Below are 16,286 nucleotides of genomic sequence, written 5' to 3'. Positions count from 1 at the left end.
TGACGATGGCGCGGCAGGTGACAGAAGGTCACTGGTCTGCTGGCCTGGCTGGCCACGGTCGGAGCGCTCGTCGTGATGTGGGTGATGCGTTCGGGATCCAAGCCCGCATGGCGGTCCTGCACGGCTGGACGCGGCTCCCGGCTGGCGTCCACTCGCTCGTCCCGCCTCGCCCTTTCGCGGTCATGGCAAGGGTAAAGCTGCTGGTGAGCCGGGGGTTGTGGTCCGATGTAGACTGCCGCATCCCGCTTCGCCGGGCATGACTGCATCGTTCCCGCGCGGTTGCACGGGCGGTGAAGTCATATCGCTATGTTCCGACCGGGCGAACATCCACCACGGCTCTGTCTCCGCCCGTCACCATAGAAGATCAATCCTGGGTTCGAGCTCCACTTCTCGAGAAGGAACGATGACCACCCCGAACCAGCCTCTTCGCCGGCCTCAGACCCCCGGCGCTCCTGTCCCTCACCTCCCCACCGGCGTGGGTCCTGTGATCGGACAGCCTGTTACCCCGGTCGACTGGTTCAGGCGCATGCCAAATGGTGGCACCGTGTTCCTGAGGCCCGCGCAGGGCGAGCAGAACGACTGAGCAGTGATCAGCGAGGAAGGGGTCGGCCGAGTGCCGGCCCCTTCGTCGTTCAGGCGTACGACTTCACGGGCGTATAACGACTAGGCCACAGGGCGTACCTGGAAACGGTTGCTGCGCCGTTAGGTGGACGTCGATGGTCTTAGATCTCGGCATCCCGCCGATCCCAACGGAGTACACCCCGATGCGCCTGACGCCCCTGAGAACTGCCGGTCTCGCCGCCTCCGCCGTGGCGGCCGTGTTCGCCCTCACCACCGTCGCCACCGCCAAGCCGGCCAAGCCGGCGCCGGTTTCCGGTGACGACCGCGCGGTTGCCTATGACGGCAACGTCGACATCAAGCACAAGGACGCCTGCACCGTCGGTGGGCTGAGCGGGACGCCGATCGAGCCGGGCAAGTTCACCTTCACGGGTGGCGTCGACCAGCAGGACCTCGACATCACCGGCATTCCGGCCAACACCACGATCACGGGTGTCGTGGTCAAGGGCTCGGACGCCTACAACGTCTACCTCGCCCCCAAGCTGGGCGAACTGCCGTGGAACGACCTCCGCTCGCCGCAGAACAACGGCGGCCAGGTGCCCGCCATCAGCCACTGGTACGCGTGCGGCGTCGAGAAGGACCAGTCGAGCAGCAGCTCGGCCACGACGACCACCACCACGACGACTTCGGGTACGTCGACCAGCACCACCACCATCACCATCAGCACGACGCCCGCGACGACCAGTGCGTCGTCGTCGGCCACCAGTGCGCCCTCCACGACGGTCACCACCACCAGTGCTGCCGTGCCCGTCGACGAGGACGACCTCGCGTCGACCGGGTTCGGGTCCGCGTGGCTGGTCGGGCTGGGTGCCGCGCTGCTCGCCGGCGGTGCTGCCGTGCTGATCGTGCTGCGCAGGCGTCGCGCCTAGGAGTTCTCCATGAGCACGCCCCAGAGCGTGCCGAAGAAGATGCGTGTGCGGACGTGGAACTCCACGTCCTCGGGAGCCGCCCCGCCGCCGTAGGTCTCCACGGTGCGCTGGGCGGCTTCCGCGCCTTCTGCGCCTGCCAGGCAGGCGAGGTCCCAGGCGACCGGGCCCAGCCAGGTGTCCTCGAAGTCGAGCCACACGGGGCCGCGGGCGGTCATGAGCAGGTTGCCGTAGTGCGGGTCGCCGTGCAGAGGCTGCACAGAGCGGTAGTGGGCGTCCCACGACGCCATGAGCTCCGTACGACTTTCACGGAACGGCTCCAAGTCGCCCACCCCGAGCTCTGACAGGTAGGCCAGCGTGTTGTCGACGTCGTCCATAGGGCCGCGAACGGGCAACGGGCCGTCATAGGAGCGCAGCTCGGCGTGTAGAGCAGGTAGAAGCTTCAAAACGTCTGCACGGGAAAATTCATACGTGGGGTCGTGCGGCACAAACGTGCTGAAAGACACGACGAAGGCGGAGAACGAGTGCGGGCCGGCAGGCAGCTCACCAGAAGGCGTCACCACCGGAACGCCACGAGCCGCCAGAAAAGCGGAAATCGCCAGGTCGCGACCGAAGTGTGAGGCCACAGCAGGCCGCACCAAGGCCGTGCGGGCGGCAACGCGGGCCACGACCGGTGCCGGGCGCAGGTGGACGATGACGTTGCTGCCGTCCTTCAGCACGACCGGGTCCGTCGAGACGACGCCATGAGCTGCCGCGAGGGAGACGGCTGCCTGCAGGGCTGAGGTGCTCATGGGAGCAGGGTCACATCAGCCCTGGGGCAGGAGCGACTCCATTTCCGCGATCTCCTTCTCCTGCGCGGTGATGACGTCCTGCGCCAGCTTGCGCGTGGCGGGGTCGGTGCCGGCGTCGAGGTGCTCGCGGGCCATCTCCACGGCGCCGCGGTGGTGCTGGATCATCAGCGACAGCCACTGCCGGTCGAAGTCGGTTCCCCGCAGGTCGGCGAGGTTGCCCAGCTCGACCATGCCGTGGTCGCCGGTGTGCCCGTCCGCGGTGTGCACCGAGGCCTGCTTGGGAGCACCCCACTCGCGGAGCCGGCTGTTCAGCTGGTCGATCTCCGGTTCCTGGGCCTTCGCGATGCGCGTGGCCAGGTCGACCACGTGGGGGCTGTCGGTGCGCGAGGCGACCAGTTCGGTCATCTCCAGCGCCTGCTCGTGGTGCGGGACCATGCCCTGGGCGAAGGCGACGTCCGCCGAGTTGTGCGTGGCGGGCGAACCGCAGGAGGCCAGAAAGGGCGCACACAGGACCAAGGCGGCAAACGCGAGCAATCGAAGCACGAGGTCACCTTACGTGTGACCTGCGCTACGCCGCTGGCCACCGGCCATGGCCCACCCGAGTGAAGCTGATCGGCTCCGTCTAATATCCCGGGGAGTTTCCCGAACGACTGGTCCCACCAAGGCCTGGAGGCACCGTGACGGCCGTAGCCCCGCAGCCGATCGCAACGCGTCCTTTTCCGACGCGCACTGCGGTCAAGGGGTCCTTCCTGCTGCGGATGTTCCGCACCACGGACCACAAGCAAATCGGCATCATGTACCTGGTCACCTCGTTCGCCTTCTTCATGGTCGGCGGCGCGATGGCCATGCTGATCCGGACCGAGCTTGCCCGGCCTGGCATGCAGTTCCTCAGCCAGGAGCAGTACAACCAGCTCTTCACGATGCACGGCACCGTGATGCTGCTGCTGTACGCGACCCCGATCGTGTTCGGCTTCGCCAACTTCATCCTGCCGCTGCAGATCGGCTCGCCCGACGTGGCGTTCCCCCGGCTGAACGCGTTCTCGTACTGGCTGTACCTCTTCGGCGGCCTGATCGTGATGGCGGGCTTCGTCACCCCCGGCGGTGCGGCTGACTTCGGCTGGTTCGCGTACACGCCGCTGAGCAACGCCATCCACTCGCCCGGCGTCGGCGCCGACCTGTGGATCTCCGGCCTGGTCGTCGGTGGTCTCGGCACGATCCTCGGCGCGGTGAACATGATCACCACCGTGGTCTGCCTGCGCGCGCCCGGCATGACGATGTTCCGGATGCCGATCTTCACCTGGAACATCCTGGTGACGTCGGTGCTGGTGCTGCTCGCGTTCCCGATCCTCACCGCGGCGCTGCTCGGCCTGCTCGCCGACCGCCACCTGGGCGCCCACGTGTTCGACCCCGCAAACGGCGGCGTGATCCTGTGGCAGCACCTCTTCTGGTTCTTCGGCCACCCCGAGGTCTACATCGTCGCGCTGCCGTTCTTCGGCATCGTGTCGGAGATCTTCCCGGTGTTCAGCCGCAAGCCGATCTTCGGGTACAACGGCCTGGTCTACGCGACGCTGGGCATCGCGGCGCTGTCCGTGGCCGTCTGGGCGCACCACATGTACGCGACCGGCGCCGTGCTGCTGCCGTTCTTCGCCTTCATGACGTTCCTCATCGCGGTCCCGACCGGTGTGAAGTTCTTCAACTGGATCGGCACGATGTGGAAGGGGCAGCTGACGTTCGAGACGCCCATGCTCTTCAGCATCGGCTTCATCGTCACGTTCCTCTTCGGAGGGCTCTCGGGCATCCTGCTGGCCGCGCCCGCGATCGACTTCCACGTGTCCGACACGTACTTCGTCGTCGCGCACTTCCACTACGTGCTCTACGGCACGATCGTCTTCGCGACCTTCGCGGGCATCTACTTCTGGTTCCCGAAGATCACCGGCCGTTTCATGGACGAGCCGCTGGGCAAGCTGCACTTCTGGACGACCTTCATCGGGTTCCACGCGACGTTCCTCGTCCAGCACTGGCTGGGCAACGAGGGCATGCCGCGCCGGTACGCCGACTACCTGGCGTCCGACGGCTTCACCACGCTCAACATGATCTCCACGATCGGCGCCTACATCCTGGGCGCGTCGACGCTGCCGTTCATCTGGAACGTCTTCAAGTCGTACCGCTACGGCGAGGTCGTGACGGCCGACGACCCGTGGGGCTACGGCAACTCGCTCGAATGGGCGACGTCGTCCCCGCCGCCGCGGCACAACTTCACCGAGCTGCCCCGGATCCGTTCGGAGCGCCCGGCGTTCGAGCTGCACTACCCGCACATGATCGAGCGGATCCGCAACGAGGGTCACGTGACCTTCACCGGCAAGGCGATCAAGCACGAGGACGCGCCGCCCGCGCTGTCCGAGATGGCCGCCTCCGCGATCAAGTCCGGGACGGCCTCCGAGAAGGACGACTCCGACCACAAGTAACCTGCTCACCACAGGTTCAACGACGAGCCCCGACCGTTCGCGCGGTCGGGGCTCGCCGCGTCTACGAGGAGACGACGACGTGAAAACTCCCGTCCTGATCACCGTGACCGGCCCCGACAAGCCCGGTGTCTCCTCCGTGCTCTTCGCGGTGCTGACCAGGCACGGCGTCGAGGTGCTGGACGTGGAGCAGGTCGTGATCAGAGGCCGGCTGGTGCTGGGCGCGCTGGTGTCGGCCGAGCACGACCCGGAGGGCCTGCAGGAGGCCGTCGAGCAGGCCATGGCCACCGTCTCGATGCACGTGGAGATCGAGATCGGCGCCGACTCGAAGCGGAGCGCGCGCCTGGAGTCCTCGCACGTGCTGATCGTGCTGGGCCGCCCGGTCACCGCGAAGGCGTTCACCGAGGTCGCGCGCAGGCTGGCGTCGCTGGGCGTGAACATCGACGCGATCCGCGGGGTGGCCGACTACCCGGTCACCGGTCTTGAGCTGCGCGTTTCCGTCGCGGACGACACGATGGAGAACGACGCGGAGCTGCGGTCGGCGCTCGCCGAGGTGTCGGTGCGGGTCGGGCTGGACATCGCCGTCGAACGCGCGGGGCTCACCCGGCGGGCGAAGCGGCTGGTCGTGTTCGACGTCGACTCCACGCTGATCCAGGGCGAGGTGATCGAGATGCTGGCCGCGCACGTCGGGTGCGAGGAGCAGGTGAAGGAGATCACCGACGCCGCGATGCGCGGGGAGCTCGACTTCGCCGAGTCGCTGCGGCGGCGGGTGGCGCTGCTGGAGGGCCTCGACGAGGAGGTGCTGGACGAGGTCGCGGCGTCGCTGGAGCTCACGGCCGGTGCGCGCACGACGATCCGCACGCTCAAGCGCCTCGGGTTCTACTGCGGTGTGGTGTCCGGCGGGTTCACGAAGGTGATCACGGGCCTCGCCGAGGAGCTCCAGCTCGACTTCTGCGCCGCGAACACGCTGGAGGTCGTCGACGGCAAGCTGACCGGCCAGGTCGTGGGCGAGATCGTCGACCGGCCGGGCAAGGCGATCGCGTTGCGCCGGTTCGCCGAGGAGGTGGGCGTGTCGCTCGCCCAGTGCGTGGCGGTCGGTGACGGCGCGAACGACATCGACATGCTGAACGCGGCGGGCCTCGGCATCGCGTTCAACGCGAAGCCGGCGTTGCGCGAGGTGGCGGACACGGCGCTGTCGCACCCGTTCCTGGACGCCGTGCTGTTCATCCTGGGCGTCACGCGCGCCGAGGTGGAGGCCGCGGACGCCGCGGACGGCCTGGAGCTGACCCGGCTGTGATGATCCTCGACCTGATCGCCTCCAGGAACTACGCCGAGGAGACCGAAGTCCGCGCGATGCCGATGGTGCTGCGCATCGAACGCGTCGACCCGCCCTCACGGACGGCGTTGCTGGAGGCCGCGGCCGCGTCGGCGGTCGCGGTGTGCCTGGACCCGCGCGCGGACGTCGGCGGGGAGTGGCACGAGGCCGTGCGGGCGTGGGTGGCCGGGCGGATCCGCAAGGTGTCGCGGCGGGCCCGTGGCGTGCAGTGGGAGGCCGTGCAGGAGCTGCCGGGCGTGACGGTCACGGTGGACGGCGCATCGGTGCGCTCGCTGCTGCCGGTGCTGGTCTCCGAGACGCCGCGGGAGGTCGCCAAGCTGCAGATCTCCGGTTCCGACCTGCCGGTCGACTCGCCTGGCGCGGTGCCCGAGGGGGCCCACGTGCTGTTGGTCAACCCGCGCGTGGAGATGTCCGCGGGCAAGCTCGCCGCACAGGTGGGGCACGCGTCGATGTTGCTCGCGCCGCACCTGTCGGACGACGAGCTGAAGGCGTGGGCGGCGGTCGACTACCGCTGTGCCGTGCGCACTCCGTCGGTGGCCGAGTGGGACGCGCTCCTCCACCGCACGGACGTGGTCGCGGTGCGTGACGCGGGCTTCACCGAGGTCGAGCCCGGTACGACGACCGTTCTCGCGCCCCTGAGTTGAGAATTCTGGTTAGAACCGCGTTTTTCGGGTAAATCCACGTTTCGTGGGCCTAAGAGACGTGCTGGACGCGAGGCTGGGCGACGGCCTGGAAAATCTGCTGCGCTCGCACCACGCACGCAGGCTGCGCCGCCTCGGCTGGGGCGACGTGCTGGACGGTGACGGTGCCGGGTGGTTCACCCCACGTCGTCCGGTCCAGCACGGCAACAAGATCCAGATCCTGGTCGACGGCGCCGAGGCGTTCCCCGCGATCGCCGAGGCGATCGAGAACGCCCAGAAGTACGTGCACATCGCGAACTGGCACGCCTCACCCGACTTCCGGCTGACCCGCGAACCGGGCGCGCCCCAGCTCCGCGAGCTGCTGTCGGCCGCCGCGGAACGGGTCCCGGTGCGGGTGCTGCTGTGGGCGGGCCCGCCGGTCCCGTTCTTCGAGCCGACCCGCAAACGCGCGGAGGCCGCCAAGCACGCGTTCCTGGAGTGCGGCGCGGTCCGGTGCGAGCTGGACGCGCGCGAGCGGACCCTGCACTGCCACCACGAGAAGATCGTGATCGTCGACGACGTCGCGTTCGTCGGCGGCCTCGACATGACCGCCGTCGAGGGCGACCGCCACGACTCCCCGGCGCACCCGCCGCGCGACCTCGGCTGGCACGACCACATCGCGCGGCTGGAAGGCCCGGTCGTGTCCGAGGTGGCGGCCCACTTCGCCGCGCGGTGGCTGGAGATCGCGGGGGAGACGCTGCCCGCGCCCGAGGTGCCACCCGAGGCGGGCTCGTCGTCGGTGCAGCTGGTGCGGACGATCCCCGAACGCACCTACGACTTCTCGCCGCACGGCGACTTCACGTTGCTCGACTCGTACCTGCGGGCGCTGCGGGCCGCGAAGTCGTTGGTGTACATCGAGAACCAGTTCCTGTGGTCGCCGGAGATCACCGAGGTGCTGCTGGAGAAGCTGCGCAACCCGCCGTCGGACGATTTCCGGATGGTGCTGGTCCTTCCCCAGAAACCGAGCAACGGCGCCGACACCACCCGCGGGCAGCTCGGCCGGCTGCTCGACGCCGACCCCAGCGGTGGCCGGCTGGTGGCCGCAACGCTTGTCGCACACGGGGACGCGCCGGTCTACGTGCACGCGAAGCTGACCATTGTGGATGATGAGTGGTTGTCCATCGGGTCGGCGAACCTGAACGAGCACTCGCTGTTCAACGACACCGAGGTGAACGTCGTGACCGACGACGCCGAGGTGGCCCGCTCGACCCGGCTGCGGCTGTGGGCGGAGCACCTGGACGCGGACGTCTCGGGCCCGACCGCGGACGTCGTGGACCACGTCTGGCGGTCTGCCCTGGAACGCCCGTCGCGCGTGATGCCGCTGCCGGGCGTCTCGCGGCGAGCCGGAAGACTGCAAGGACCGTTACGTGGATTGCTGGTCGACGGCTGAACTGTGCCGCTAGCGTGGCCTGCGTGGCCAACGAGGTGACGATCCCGCTGCTGCCGTGCGCCTCCATCGACGAGGTGGCCGAGTTCTACGTGATGCTCGGCTTCACGATCACGCACCGGCAGTACCGGCCGACGCCATACCTCTCGGTGCAACGCGAGGAGATCCAGCTCCACTTCTTCGGCATCCGCGGCTACGACCCGTCTGCGTCCTACAGCTCGTGCCTGGTGCAGGTGGAGGACACGCGCGCGTTGTTCGACGCGTTCGCCCACGGCATGCGGACGGTCTACGGCATGGTGCTGTCGTCCGGGATCCCGCGGATGACCCGGCCGCGGCGTGACGGGTTCCTGCTGGTCGATCCGGGTGGCAACTGGATCAGGGTGGTCCCGGCGGTGCGGGAGCGGGAGTCGGCGGGGGACCGGCTGGCGCGGGCGTTGCACAACGCGGTGACGCTGGCGGGGTCGCACGGGGCGGAGCGGCAGGCGTTGCGGATCCTGGAGGGCGCGCTGGCGCGGGAGCGGGACGCGTCGGAGGACGACCTGGCGTTGGCGCTGGACTTCCGGGACGAGCTGCTTGAACGGCTTAATCTACATAGGTAGTATTGGACCGTGGAGCCACTGCAACGCATCGGCAAGGCCACGGTGGACGTGCTGGAGGTGCTGCTCGGCGCCTCCGAACCCCGCTGGGGCCTGGAGATCATCAAGCTGACCGGGCGGCCGTCCGGCAGCGTCTACCCGCTGCTGGACCGGCTGGAGCGGGCCGGGTGGGTCACGTCGTCGTGGGATGACGACGCGGAACGCAAGGGCCCCCGGCGGCGGATGTACGTGCTGACGCCGGACGGTGCCGTGGAGGCTCGTCGCGTTGTCGCCGCGCGTGCTCCGGAGCCGCGTTTTGTACCGAGGACGGCCCAATGAGAGTCGCGTTGTTCGTCGTGCGGTTCGCGGCGCGCGTTGTGGGTGATGAGCGCTATCGCGAGCAGTGGGAAGCGGATGTCGTCGGTGCGCGCGAACTTGGCATGTCGCCGGTTCGGGTGGCGTTCGGGGCTCTGGTCGCTGTTGTCGCTATGCCTTCGAAAGGGGTTGCTGTGGCTGGGATTGGTCCGTTGGGGATGGCGTTGAAGCACGCGCAGACGCCGCGTGGACGTGTGTTGGCGATCGCGGTGGTGTCGGCGTTGTTGGTGCTGGGTGGCGTGGCGATGCTGTTCGCATGAGCAAATAGCTCCGTGTCGTTTCGGCGGGTTCGGGCTTAGCTTCGGGCGGTGGCGAACGAACAGACCATTCCGCTCCTGCCCTGTCCCTCCATCGACGAGATCCAGCCGTTCTACGAGATGCTCGGTTTCGAGGTCACGTACCGGCAGACGCGGCCGAACCCCTATGTGGCGTTGCGGCGTGAAGACATGAACCTGCACTTCTTCGGCATGGACGGCTACGACCCGGAACAGTCGTACAGCACGTGCGTGGTCATCGTGCCGGACATCAACGAGTTGTTCGAGGCGTTCGCGGCGGCAATGCGTGCGGTGCACGGGAAGCTGCTCGTCTCCGGCATCCCGCGGATGACCCGGCCGCGGTTGCGCAACGACCGGTACACCGGGTTCACCGTCGTCGACCCCGGCGGCAACTGGATCCGGATCAGCGCGCCGGGCAAGGAACCCGAGGCGCGGACCAAGCTGGCCAAGGCCATGGAGGACGCCGCGCGGCAGGGTGACGCGCGCGGCGACGAACGCCAGGCGTTGAAGATCCTGCAAGGCGCGCTGAAGCGGGCCGACGCCGACGACCCGGCGCGGGCGGCGGCCGAGCAGTACCGCGACGAGCTGGTCGAACGGATCAGCGCGTCTGGGCCGCGTCCAGGCGACTGAGAGCCGCCCTGACCACCGTCGGGTCGTAGGTGGTCCAGAACGGGGGCAGGGAGGCCCTGAGGAAGCCGCCGTAGCGGGCGGTGGCGAGGCGCGGGTCGAGGATCGCGACCACGCCCTTGTCCGACATCGACCGCAGCAGGCGACCGGCGCCCTGGGCGAGCAGCAGGGCCGCGTGGGTCGCCGCGACCGTCAGGAAGCCGTTGCCCCCGCGGGAGTTGACGGCTTTCTGGCGTGCGGAGGCCAGCGGGTCGTCCGGGCGCGGGAACGGGATGCGGTCCATGATCACGAGCTGGAGGCTGGGACCCGGCACGTCGACGCCCTGCCACAGCGACAGCGTGCCGAACAGGCAGGTGCGCTCGTCCTCGGCGAACTTCTTCACCAGCAGGCCGGTCGCGTCGTCGCCCTGGCAGAGGATCGGGTACTCGATCTTGTCCCGCAACGCCTCCGTCGCCGCCTTGGCCGCGCGGGTCGAGGAGAACAGGCCGAGCGCACGGCCGCCGGCGGCGTTCACCAGCTCCTCGATCTCGTCCAGGTACTCCTTCGGCAGCCCGTCGCGGCCCGGCTGCGGCAGGTGCCGTGCCACGTAGAGGATGCCGCTCGTCCGGTGCTCGAACGGCGAGCCGACGTCGAGGCCGCTCCACTTGGGACCGTCGATGTCCTTGTCGGTGGCGGCGCCCTCGATCTTCTTCACCTGCTCCGACGGCGGCAGCCCCCACTGCCGCGCCATCGCGTCGAACGCGCCGCCCAGTGTGAGCGTCGCGGACGTGAGAACGGTGGTGCGCTTGCCGAAGAGCCGTTCCCGCAGCAGCCCGCCGACACCCAGCGGGGCCACGCGCAGCGCCGGCGTCTTCTGGTTGAAGTCGCCCGACACCCACACGACGTCGCGCTCCTCACCGAACGCGTCGAGGATGCGGACCGCGCAGTCGTGGACCTCTTCGAGCAACGACATCGCGAGCTTGCGGTCGGTCGCGCCCTCGACGTCCTCCTTGCGCTCCGGCCCGAGCGACGACATGCACATGTGCGCCGCGTCCCTGGTCGCCGCCAACGCACCGGCGAGCGCGCGCGGCAGCTCGTCCAACCGGCCCGCGGGCATGTCCTCGAGGATCATCGCGAGCCCGTCGCTGGCCTCGGCCAGCCGGTCGGCGACGTCCTGGTCGATCAGCCGCCCGCACCGGCGCGCCGCGATCGAGATCGACGCACCCGTGAGCTCCTCCGTCGCCACCGACGTGACGCGGTCGACCAGGTCGTGCGCCTCGTCGATCACCGCCACGTCGTGCTCCGGCAGCACCTGGTAGCCCTCCAAGGCGTCGATGGCGAGCATCGCGTGGTTCGTGACCACCACGTCGGCCTTGCCGGCCTGTGCGCGGGCCTTCTCAGCGAAGCAGTCGGACCCGATCGGGCACTTCGACACCCCGAGGCACTCCCGCGCGGTGACGCTGACCTGCTTCCACGCGTGCTCGCTCACACCGGGGACCAACTCGTCCCGGTCGCCGGTCTCGGTGTCCGACGACCACTCGTGCAGCCGCTTCACCTCACGCCCGAGCTTCGACACCGCGAACGGGTCGAACAGCGCGTCCTCCGGCTCCTCGGGCGCGCCGTTGTGCACCCGGTGCATGCACAGGTAGTTGCGCCGCCCCTTGAGGATGGCGAACGTGGGCTCCCGCCCCAGCTCCTTCTTCAACGCGTTGGCGAGCCGCGGCAGGTCCCGGTCGACCAGCTGCCGCTGCAACGCGATCGTCGCCGTCGACACGACCACCGTCTCGTTCTCCGCCACCGCGTGCCGGATGCTCGGCACCAGGTACGCGAGCGACTTGCCGGTACCGGTGCCCGCCTGCACGGCCAGGTGCTCGCCGGTGCGGATGGAGCGGTCGACGGCCTCGGCCATCTCCACCTGACCAGGGCGCTCGGCACCACCGACGGCGGCGACGGCGGTCTCGAGCAGGCTCAGGGTGGGGGGAACTTCAGGCACGAGGAAGACCGTACCCGTCGGGTCCGACAGTTTCGCCGACCCCGCTCAGTCGCCGCCTCCGCCGCCGCAACCACCGCCGCAGCTGCTGCCGCCGTCGCTGCTGCCACAGCTGCTCGACGAGCAGCCGCTCCCGCAGCTGCCGCTGTCCGACGACTTGCGCCGGCTGCCCACCACGGCCGGGGTCAGGCCGAACAGAGCCGCCTGCCCGCCCAGGCCGGTCACCGCGACGGCGCGGAGGCGGTAGTGCGGGGTGTGGCGTTCGGGGCCTCGGGTGGAGGTGAGCTGGCGGTGGGCGCGGTTGACCATGCGGTGGGCGGTTCGGGTGCGCAGGCGGCCGGGGTCGCGGGCGCTCAGGAGCGTGGCCCAGGCGAGCAGGGCCACGGCGGCCGTGAACCAGGTCCAGCGCGGCACGGCGTAGGGCACGAAGGACAGCACGTCGGGGGCCACGAAGGAGACGACGCCGGCTGCCACCAGTGCGAAGCTCAGCATGAAGAGCCACGGGTACAGGCGCGGGCGCAGGGAGCGGCGGGGGCGCAGGAGGCCGCGGTTGACGAGGTGTGTGCGCAGGCTTGAGGCCTCGGCGCTGGTGGACGCCGACGCGAGCAGGTCGGGGAGGTAGCGGCCGCCGTGGCGGACCTCGGCCAGGATGCGGGCCTCCAGCGGGGTGGCGGCGCCCTGGCGGGAGGCGGCGGTGACGAAGCCTTCGCGGGACAGGCGGGCCTGGCCCGCGTCGGCCAGGCGGGCGAGGGCCACCTCGGCGCGCGGCGGGGGCCGCCGGCGAGGCAGGCGAGTTCCTCGGGGGTGGTCTGCACAGGAGTCTCCGCGGGGCAGGGGGCGCTACGGAGTTCTCGGTGGGTGTGAGCAGCGTGTTACGTCCGGTGCCGAACGAGGTCAGGTCGTCACTTCGGCGAGGATGCGCGAGCCGAGGTCCAGTGCCGCGGCGGTGTGGTCGGGGGTGAGCACGACCTCCTCACCCCGGCGGGCGCGCACCAGGTCGAGGAGCGGCGGGGCCAGGTCGGGCCAGTGCGACGCGGCCAGCGAGCCCGCGCGCGACTTGCTGATGATCTCGCCGGTGCGGATGGTGTGCCACAACCGCGCCGGGCCGAGACCGACCCACAGCACGGCTTCGCGGAACACGGGGATGCGCTGGTCGACGGTCCTGAGTGCAGCGCGGTCGAGGTCGAGCTGCGGCTTCCAGTAGGACACGAGGTTCGCACGGCAGTACGCGGAGACCTCAGCAGCAGTGACCGGACATGACGGTCGTGTGCCGCGCACGGTCTGACCGACGGTCCGCAGCTGTTGCCACAACACGGGCGTGACTTCACCAGCGAGAGGTGTCACCGAAGAGACGGGACGCTCCAAGTCACCGGCCAACACCGCAACAACGTCCACGCCATCGACCGCAGGCACCGAAGCAGCGGCGGACAGCTCCACCACGATGTCGAGGTCCGAGTCGAAGACGACGTCGTCGAGCACATGAGAGCCGTGCAGCTGCGCGCCCACCACGAGACCGGGCAGGCGCGCATCCAGCAGCGAGAGGTACTCCCCAGGCGAGATCACCTGGTCCAAGCTACCGCCGGCGGACCAGCGCCCACGCGCCCGGCAGCAGGCCCGCGGCCAGGGCGATCTTCAGCAGGTCGCCGAGCAGGAACGGCAGCACGCCCACCGACAGCGCCTTGACCACACCCATCCCGGTCGCGGCCATCAGCCACGGCACCCCGACCGCGTAGATCGCGAGGTTGCCCAGGACCATCGTGCCGATGGTGCGCAACGGAGTCCGGTCACCACCGCGTGCGGCGAGCGCGCCGACCAGGACGCCGGCGAACACGAAACCGACGACGTAACCGAGCGACACCGGGGCGCCGGACGTGCCGCCCTGGAACCACGGCACACCCGCGACCCCGGCGATCAGGTACAGCAGCATCGAGGTCGCGCCGCGCTGCCAGCCCAGGGAGGCGCCGACCAGCAGGGCCGCGAACGTCTGGCCCGTCAGCGGAACCGGGCTGCCCGGGATCGGCAGCGCCACCTGGGCGGCGAGGCCGGTGAGGGCGGCACCCGCCACCACGAGGGTGAGGTCGCGGGCGAGTGCGCCCGGAACGAAGTCGGCGAGCACGGTGCGACGGGGCGCGAGTGCGAGAGCGGCCACGAGCGTTCCCTCCCAGGCGGAAATGGCAAGAGAGCCTGAGGTTAACCAGAGGAACTCGAGAACGTCTTTGTCTGATCTCCACAAAGTGACGGGTCACACATCGAGTGCGACCTTGCCGCTCGCGTGTTCGGTGTTGCGCCTGGTCTTCGCCCATCCGTTGTGGCCGCGGACCAAGCGGACGACGGCACGCCACGACGTGATGTAGAAGGTGTAGATGTACAAAGCGTAGCCAAACCCGTACGCGATGGACTTCCAGAAGGACACCGGCTCACAACGCGCGCGGTACACCGGTCCCCACAACACGAACGGCAACAATCCGAACGCGCCGTAGACGGTGAACAGGATCCACGCGCCGTCGAAGAACCAGAACACGACTTCCGACGGCGACACGGCGAACCGGTAGGCCATGAGCGCCATCGGAATCGGGTAGATCAGCGTGCCGAGCAACTGCATCCACGGTTGCGCGAGGTAATACATCATCTCGGCGGCACCCAGTGTCGTCAGGTGCTCGGAGTCCCAGATGCGCCGCAGATAACGCATGCACTGCATCGTTCCCTGACCCCAACGCGTGCGTTGTGCCAAGAAGCGCCGCAACGAGTACAACGCCTCCTGGTTCACATGCGTGTCGAGGGTGAAACCCGTGTGCCACCCCTCGGTCAGCAGGTGCACGCCGAGCTCGAAATCCTCCAGCAGCGACCCGCGCCACGGGCTTCCGGCGGGCCCGGCGATCGAGTCCAAAGCGGACAGCCGGGTGGCCTGACCGTTGCCGCCCATGGAGATCGTGCCGGTCGCGCCGCGCGACATCTGGATCGCCGCGATGGCCGTGCGGAACTCCAGGTCCTGCATCCGCACCAGGCCCGCGCCGAACGCACGCCGCCACCGCGACACCCCGGGCTGGCGCTGGCCCGCGTTGATCATCCGCACGTCCACCTGCACGGCACCGATCTTCGGGTTGCCGAAGAGGTGTTGCGCCGCACAGACCTCCAGGAAGTTCGCGGCAGGACGGCCGTCCGCGTCGACCACCACGATGATCGCGCGTTCGGTGTCGGCACGCCGGCCCATCCACAGCTTCAACGTGCGGTAGGCGTCGTTCAACGCGTTGCCCTTGCCGGTGCGGGCATAGGGCCGTTGGCGTTGCACGAGGTGGATGTTCGGGTCGCGCACACCGCCGTTGCGCTTCAACATCCGCACCACTCCGGCCGTGCGGTCGTCGGAGTCGTCGTCGATGACCCACACGTGCGCGATGGGGAAAGTCCCGCGCAGATAACGGATCGTGTCACCGATGACCGCCTCTTCGTCGCGGCACGGCACGAAGAAGTGCCACTCCAACGACGAAGGCTCGCCAACGGGTGCGGGTTTGCGCCGCAGGTACGGCACCACGATCACGAACACGTACGTCACGAAGGCCACGCTCATCGTCAGAGCGAGCGCCTGTGTGAACCCGAGGACGAGGTCGAGGCTCACTTCCGGGTCGCCAGCCAGACGAACGCGACGAGAGCCGCCGCGCCACCGAACACGCTCACCATCGACCCGAGCAGCGTGTGACCCCAGTAGTAGCCGGTGTCGACGCCGAGCCAGTCCACCAGCCCCACCAGCGTGAGCACGCGGAACTGGTTCACGACCACCACCGCCAGCGCCGCGACACCCAGCGCGAACAGCACGCGCGACTGGATCCGCGGCCGCAGCGCGATCATCACCGCGCCCACGACCACCAGCGGCAGCACCAGGAACGCGGACGTGCACTCCGGCGTCATGCGCAGGCCCAGCGGCGTGTCCGAGCCCAGTCCGAAGTAGACGGTCTGGCGGTCCGGCACCACGTGCACGCCGTACGAGCTGATGACGCTCAGGACCGCCCCGGACAGGAAGATCTCCACCGTGCGGTAGAGGCGGTGCGCGAACACGAGTCCGGCGGCGACGGCGAGCAGGACGACGACCGTCACCCGGCTCGGGAATGCAGTGCGGCGCAGGGCAAGCGTCACCCGAGGATCCTTTCCACCGATGAGGGAGCGCCCAGACGGGCTACATGACCTTCCATCGGTAGACGGAACGTCATCCCTCACCCCCGGATCGGGTGACGCCGTAACCGGAAATTGATCAAAAAAGCCACGATCAGTGGCGCCGATTGGGCGAGTCGAGTGGTCCCGTCGCCCGATATGGGGAGTAACCCTCAGTTCCC

17 protein-coding genes are annotated in these 16,286 nt (G+C 69.2%); 9 read left to right on the top strand and 8 right to left on the bottom strand.

Annotated features, from left to right (window positions below):
- Positions 1-716 precede the first annotated feature (716 nt).
- Positions 717-1,487 carry an LPXTG cell wall anchor domain-containing protein gene (locus BBK82_RS06270; protein ID WP_154697108.1) on the top strand — a complete coding sequence of 257 codons (771 nt, stop codon included), beginning with the start codon at positions 717-719 and terminating at the stop codon, positions 1,485-1,487.
- Here BBK82_RS06270 and BBK82_RS06265 read toward each other — a convergent pair.
- Positions 1,484-2,275: a phosphotransferase gene (locus BBK82_RS06265; RefSeq protein ID WP_065914151.1), complete on the bottom strand. Its 792-nt coding sequence runs from the start codon at positions 2,273-2,275 to the stop codon at positions 1,484-1,486. The two genes, BBK82_RS06270 and BBK82_RS06265, sit on opposite strands and share 4 nt — an antisense overlap.
- A 15-nt stretch (positions 2,276-2,290) precedes the next feature.
- On the bottom strand, positions 2,291-2,818 hold the full coding sequence (locus BBK82_RS06260) for a DUF305 domain-containing protein (RefSeq protein ID WP_065914150.1): 528 nt from the start codon (positions 2,816-2,818) through the stop codon (positions 2,291-2,293).
- Between the two features lie 134 nt (positions 2,819-2,952).
- On the opposite strand from BBK82_RS06260, the gene ctaD reads away from it, so the two are divergent.
- The 8 genes from ctaD to BBK82_RS06220 all read left to right on the top strand — a co-directional run bounded on the left by ctaD (position 2,953) and on the right by BBK82_RS06220 (position 9,995).
- Positions 2,953-4,740, top strand: coding sequence for an aa3-type cytochrome oxidase subunit I (gene ctaD, locus BBK82_RS06255; RefSeq protein WP_065914149.1), 1,788 nt, complete (start codon positions 2,953-2,955; stop codon positions 4,738-4,740).
- Between the two features lie 79 nt (positions 4,741-4,819).
- Positions 4,820-6,034, top strand: a complete 1,215-nt coding sequence (gene serB / locus BBK82_RS06250; protein ID WP_065914148.1) for a phosphoserine phosphatase SerB — start codon at positions 4,820-4,822, stop codon at positions 6,032-6,034.
- A complete protein-coding gene (locus tag BBK82_RS06245; protein ID WP_083268731.1) occupies positions 6,034-6,717 on the top strand; it encodes a peptidyl-tRNA hydrolase in 684 nt (227 codons plus the stop codon). The genes serB and BBK82_RS06245 overlap by 1 nt, the downstream gene beginning before the upstream one ends.
- Positions 6,718-6,775: 58 nt before the next feature.
- The gene (locus BBK82_RS06240) at positions 6,776-8,143 is read left to right on the top strand and encodes a phospholipase D-like domain-containing protein (RefSeq protein WP_237048047.1); all 1,368 of its coding nucleotides are present in this window, start codon (positions 6,776-6,778) and stop codon (positions 8,141-8,143) included.
- A 23-nt stretch (positions 8,144-8,166) separates the two neighbouring features.
- On the top strand, positions 8,167-8,739 hold the full coding sequence (locus BBK82_RS06235; RefSeq protein WP_065914145.1) for a VOC family protein: 573 nt from the start codon (positions 8,167-8,169) through the stop codon (positions 8,737-8,739).
- A gap of 9 nt (positions 8,740-8,748) precedes the next feature.
- Entirely contained in the window at positions 8,749-9,054 is a 306-nt protein-coding gene (locus BBK82_RS06230; protein WP_065914144.1) for a PadR family transcriptional regulator, read from the top strand.
- Complete coding sequence (locus BBK82_RS06225) at positions 9,051-9,350, top strand: hypothetical protein (RefSeq protein ID WP_065914143.1); 300 nt, start codon at positions 9,051-9,053, stop codon at positions 9,348-9,350. Before BBK82_RS06230 ends, BBK82_RS06225 begins: the two co-directional genes overlap by 4 nt.
- 48 nt (positions 9,351-9,398) lie before the next feature.
- Positions 9,399-9,995, top strand: coding sequence for a bleomycin resistance protein (locus BBK82_RS06220; protein ID WP_065914142.1), 597 nt, complete (start codon positions 9,399-9,401; stop codon positions 9,993-9,995).
- On the opposite strand, the gene BBK82_RS06215 is transcribed toward BBK82_RS06220, so the two are convergent.
- The 6 genes from BBK82_RS06215 to xrtP all read right to left on the bottom strand — a co-directional run bounded on the left by BBK82_RS06215 (position 9,964) and on the right by xrtP (position 16,089).
- Entirely contained in the window at positions 9,964-11,880 is a 1,917-nt protein-coding gene (locus BBK82_RS06215; RefSeq protein ID WP_154697948.1) for an ATP-dependent DNA helicase, read from the bottom strand. The genes BBK82_RS06220 and BBK82_RS06215 overlap by 32 nt on opposite strands.
- Positions 11,881-12,009: 129 nt before the next feature.
- Positions 12,010-12,717, bottom strand: coding sequence for a hypothetical protein (locus BBK82_RS06210; RefSeq protein ID WP_065914140.1), 708 nt, complete (start codon positions 12,715-12,717; stop codon positions 12,010-12,012).
- Positions 12,718-12,855: 138 nt separating this feature from the next.
- On the bottom strand, positions 12,856-13,524 hold the full coding sequence (locus BBK82_RS06205) for a hypothetical protein (RefSeq protein ID WP_154697107.1): 669 nt from the start codon (positions 13,522-13,524) through the stop codon (positions 12,856-12,858).
- A gap of 10 nt (positions 13,525-13,534) precedes the next feature.
- Positions 13,535-14,110, bottom strand: coding sequence for a biotin transporter BioY (locus tag BBK82_RS06200; RefSeq protein ID WP_065914138.1), 576 nt, complete (start codon positions 14,108-14,110; stop codon positions 13,535-13,537).
- Between the two features lie 93 nt (positions 14,111-14,203).
- Entirely contained in the window at positions 14,204-15,526 is a 1,323-nt protein-coding gene (locus BBK82_RS06195; RefSeq protein ID WP_065920852.1) for a glycosyltransferase, read from the bottom strand.
- Between the two features lie 44 nt (positions 15,527-15,570).
- Positions 15,571-16,089, bottom strand: a complete 519-nt coding sequence (gene xrtP / locus BBK82_RS06190; protein WP_237048046.1) for an exosortase P — start codon at positions 16,087-16,089, stop codon at positions 15,571-15,573.
- Between the last annotated feature and the right edge of the window lie 197 nt (positions 16,090-16,286).

This window comes from Lentzea guizhouensis, from assembly GCF_001701025.1.
In the GTDB taxonomy this organism is placed as follows: Bacteria; Actinomycetota; Actinomycetes; order Mycobacteriales; family Pseudonocardiaceae; genus Lentzea; species Lentzea guizhouensis.
The sequence above is the reverse complement of the archived record's forward strand: the minus strand, read 5'-3'. Positions and strand labels throughout refer to the sequence as shown.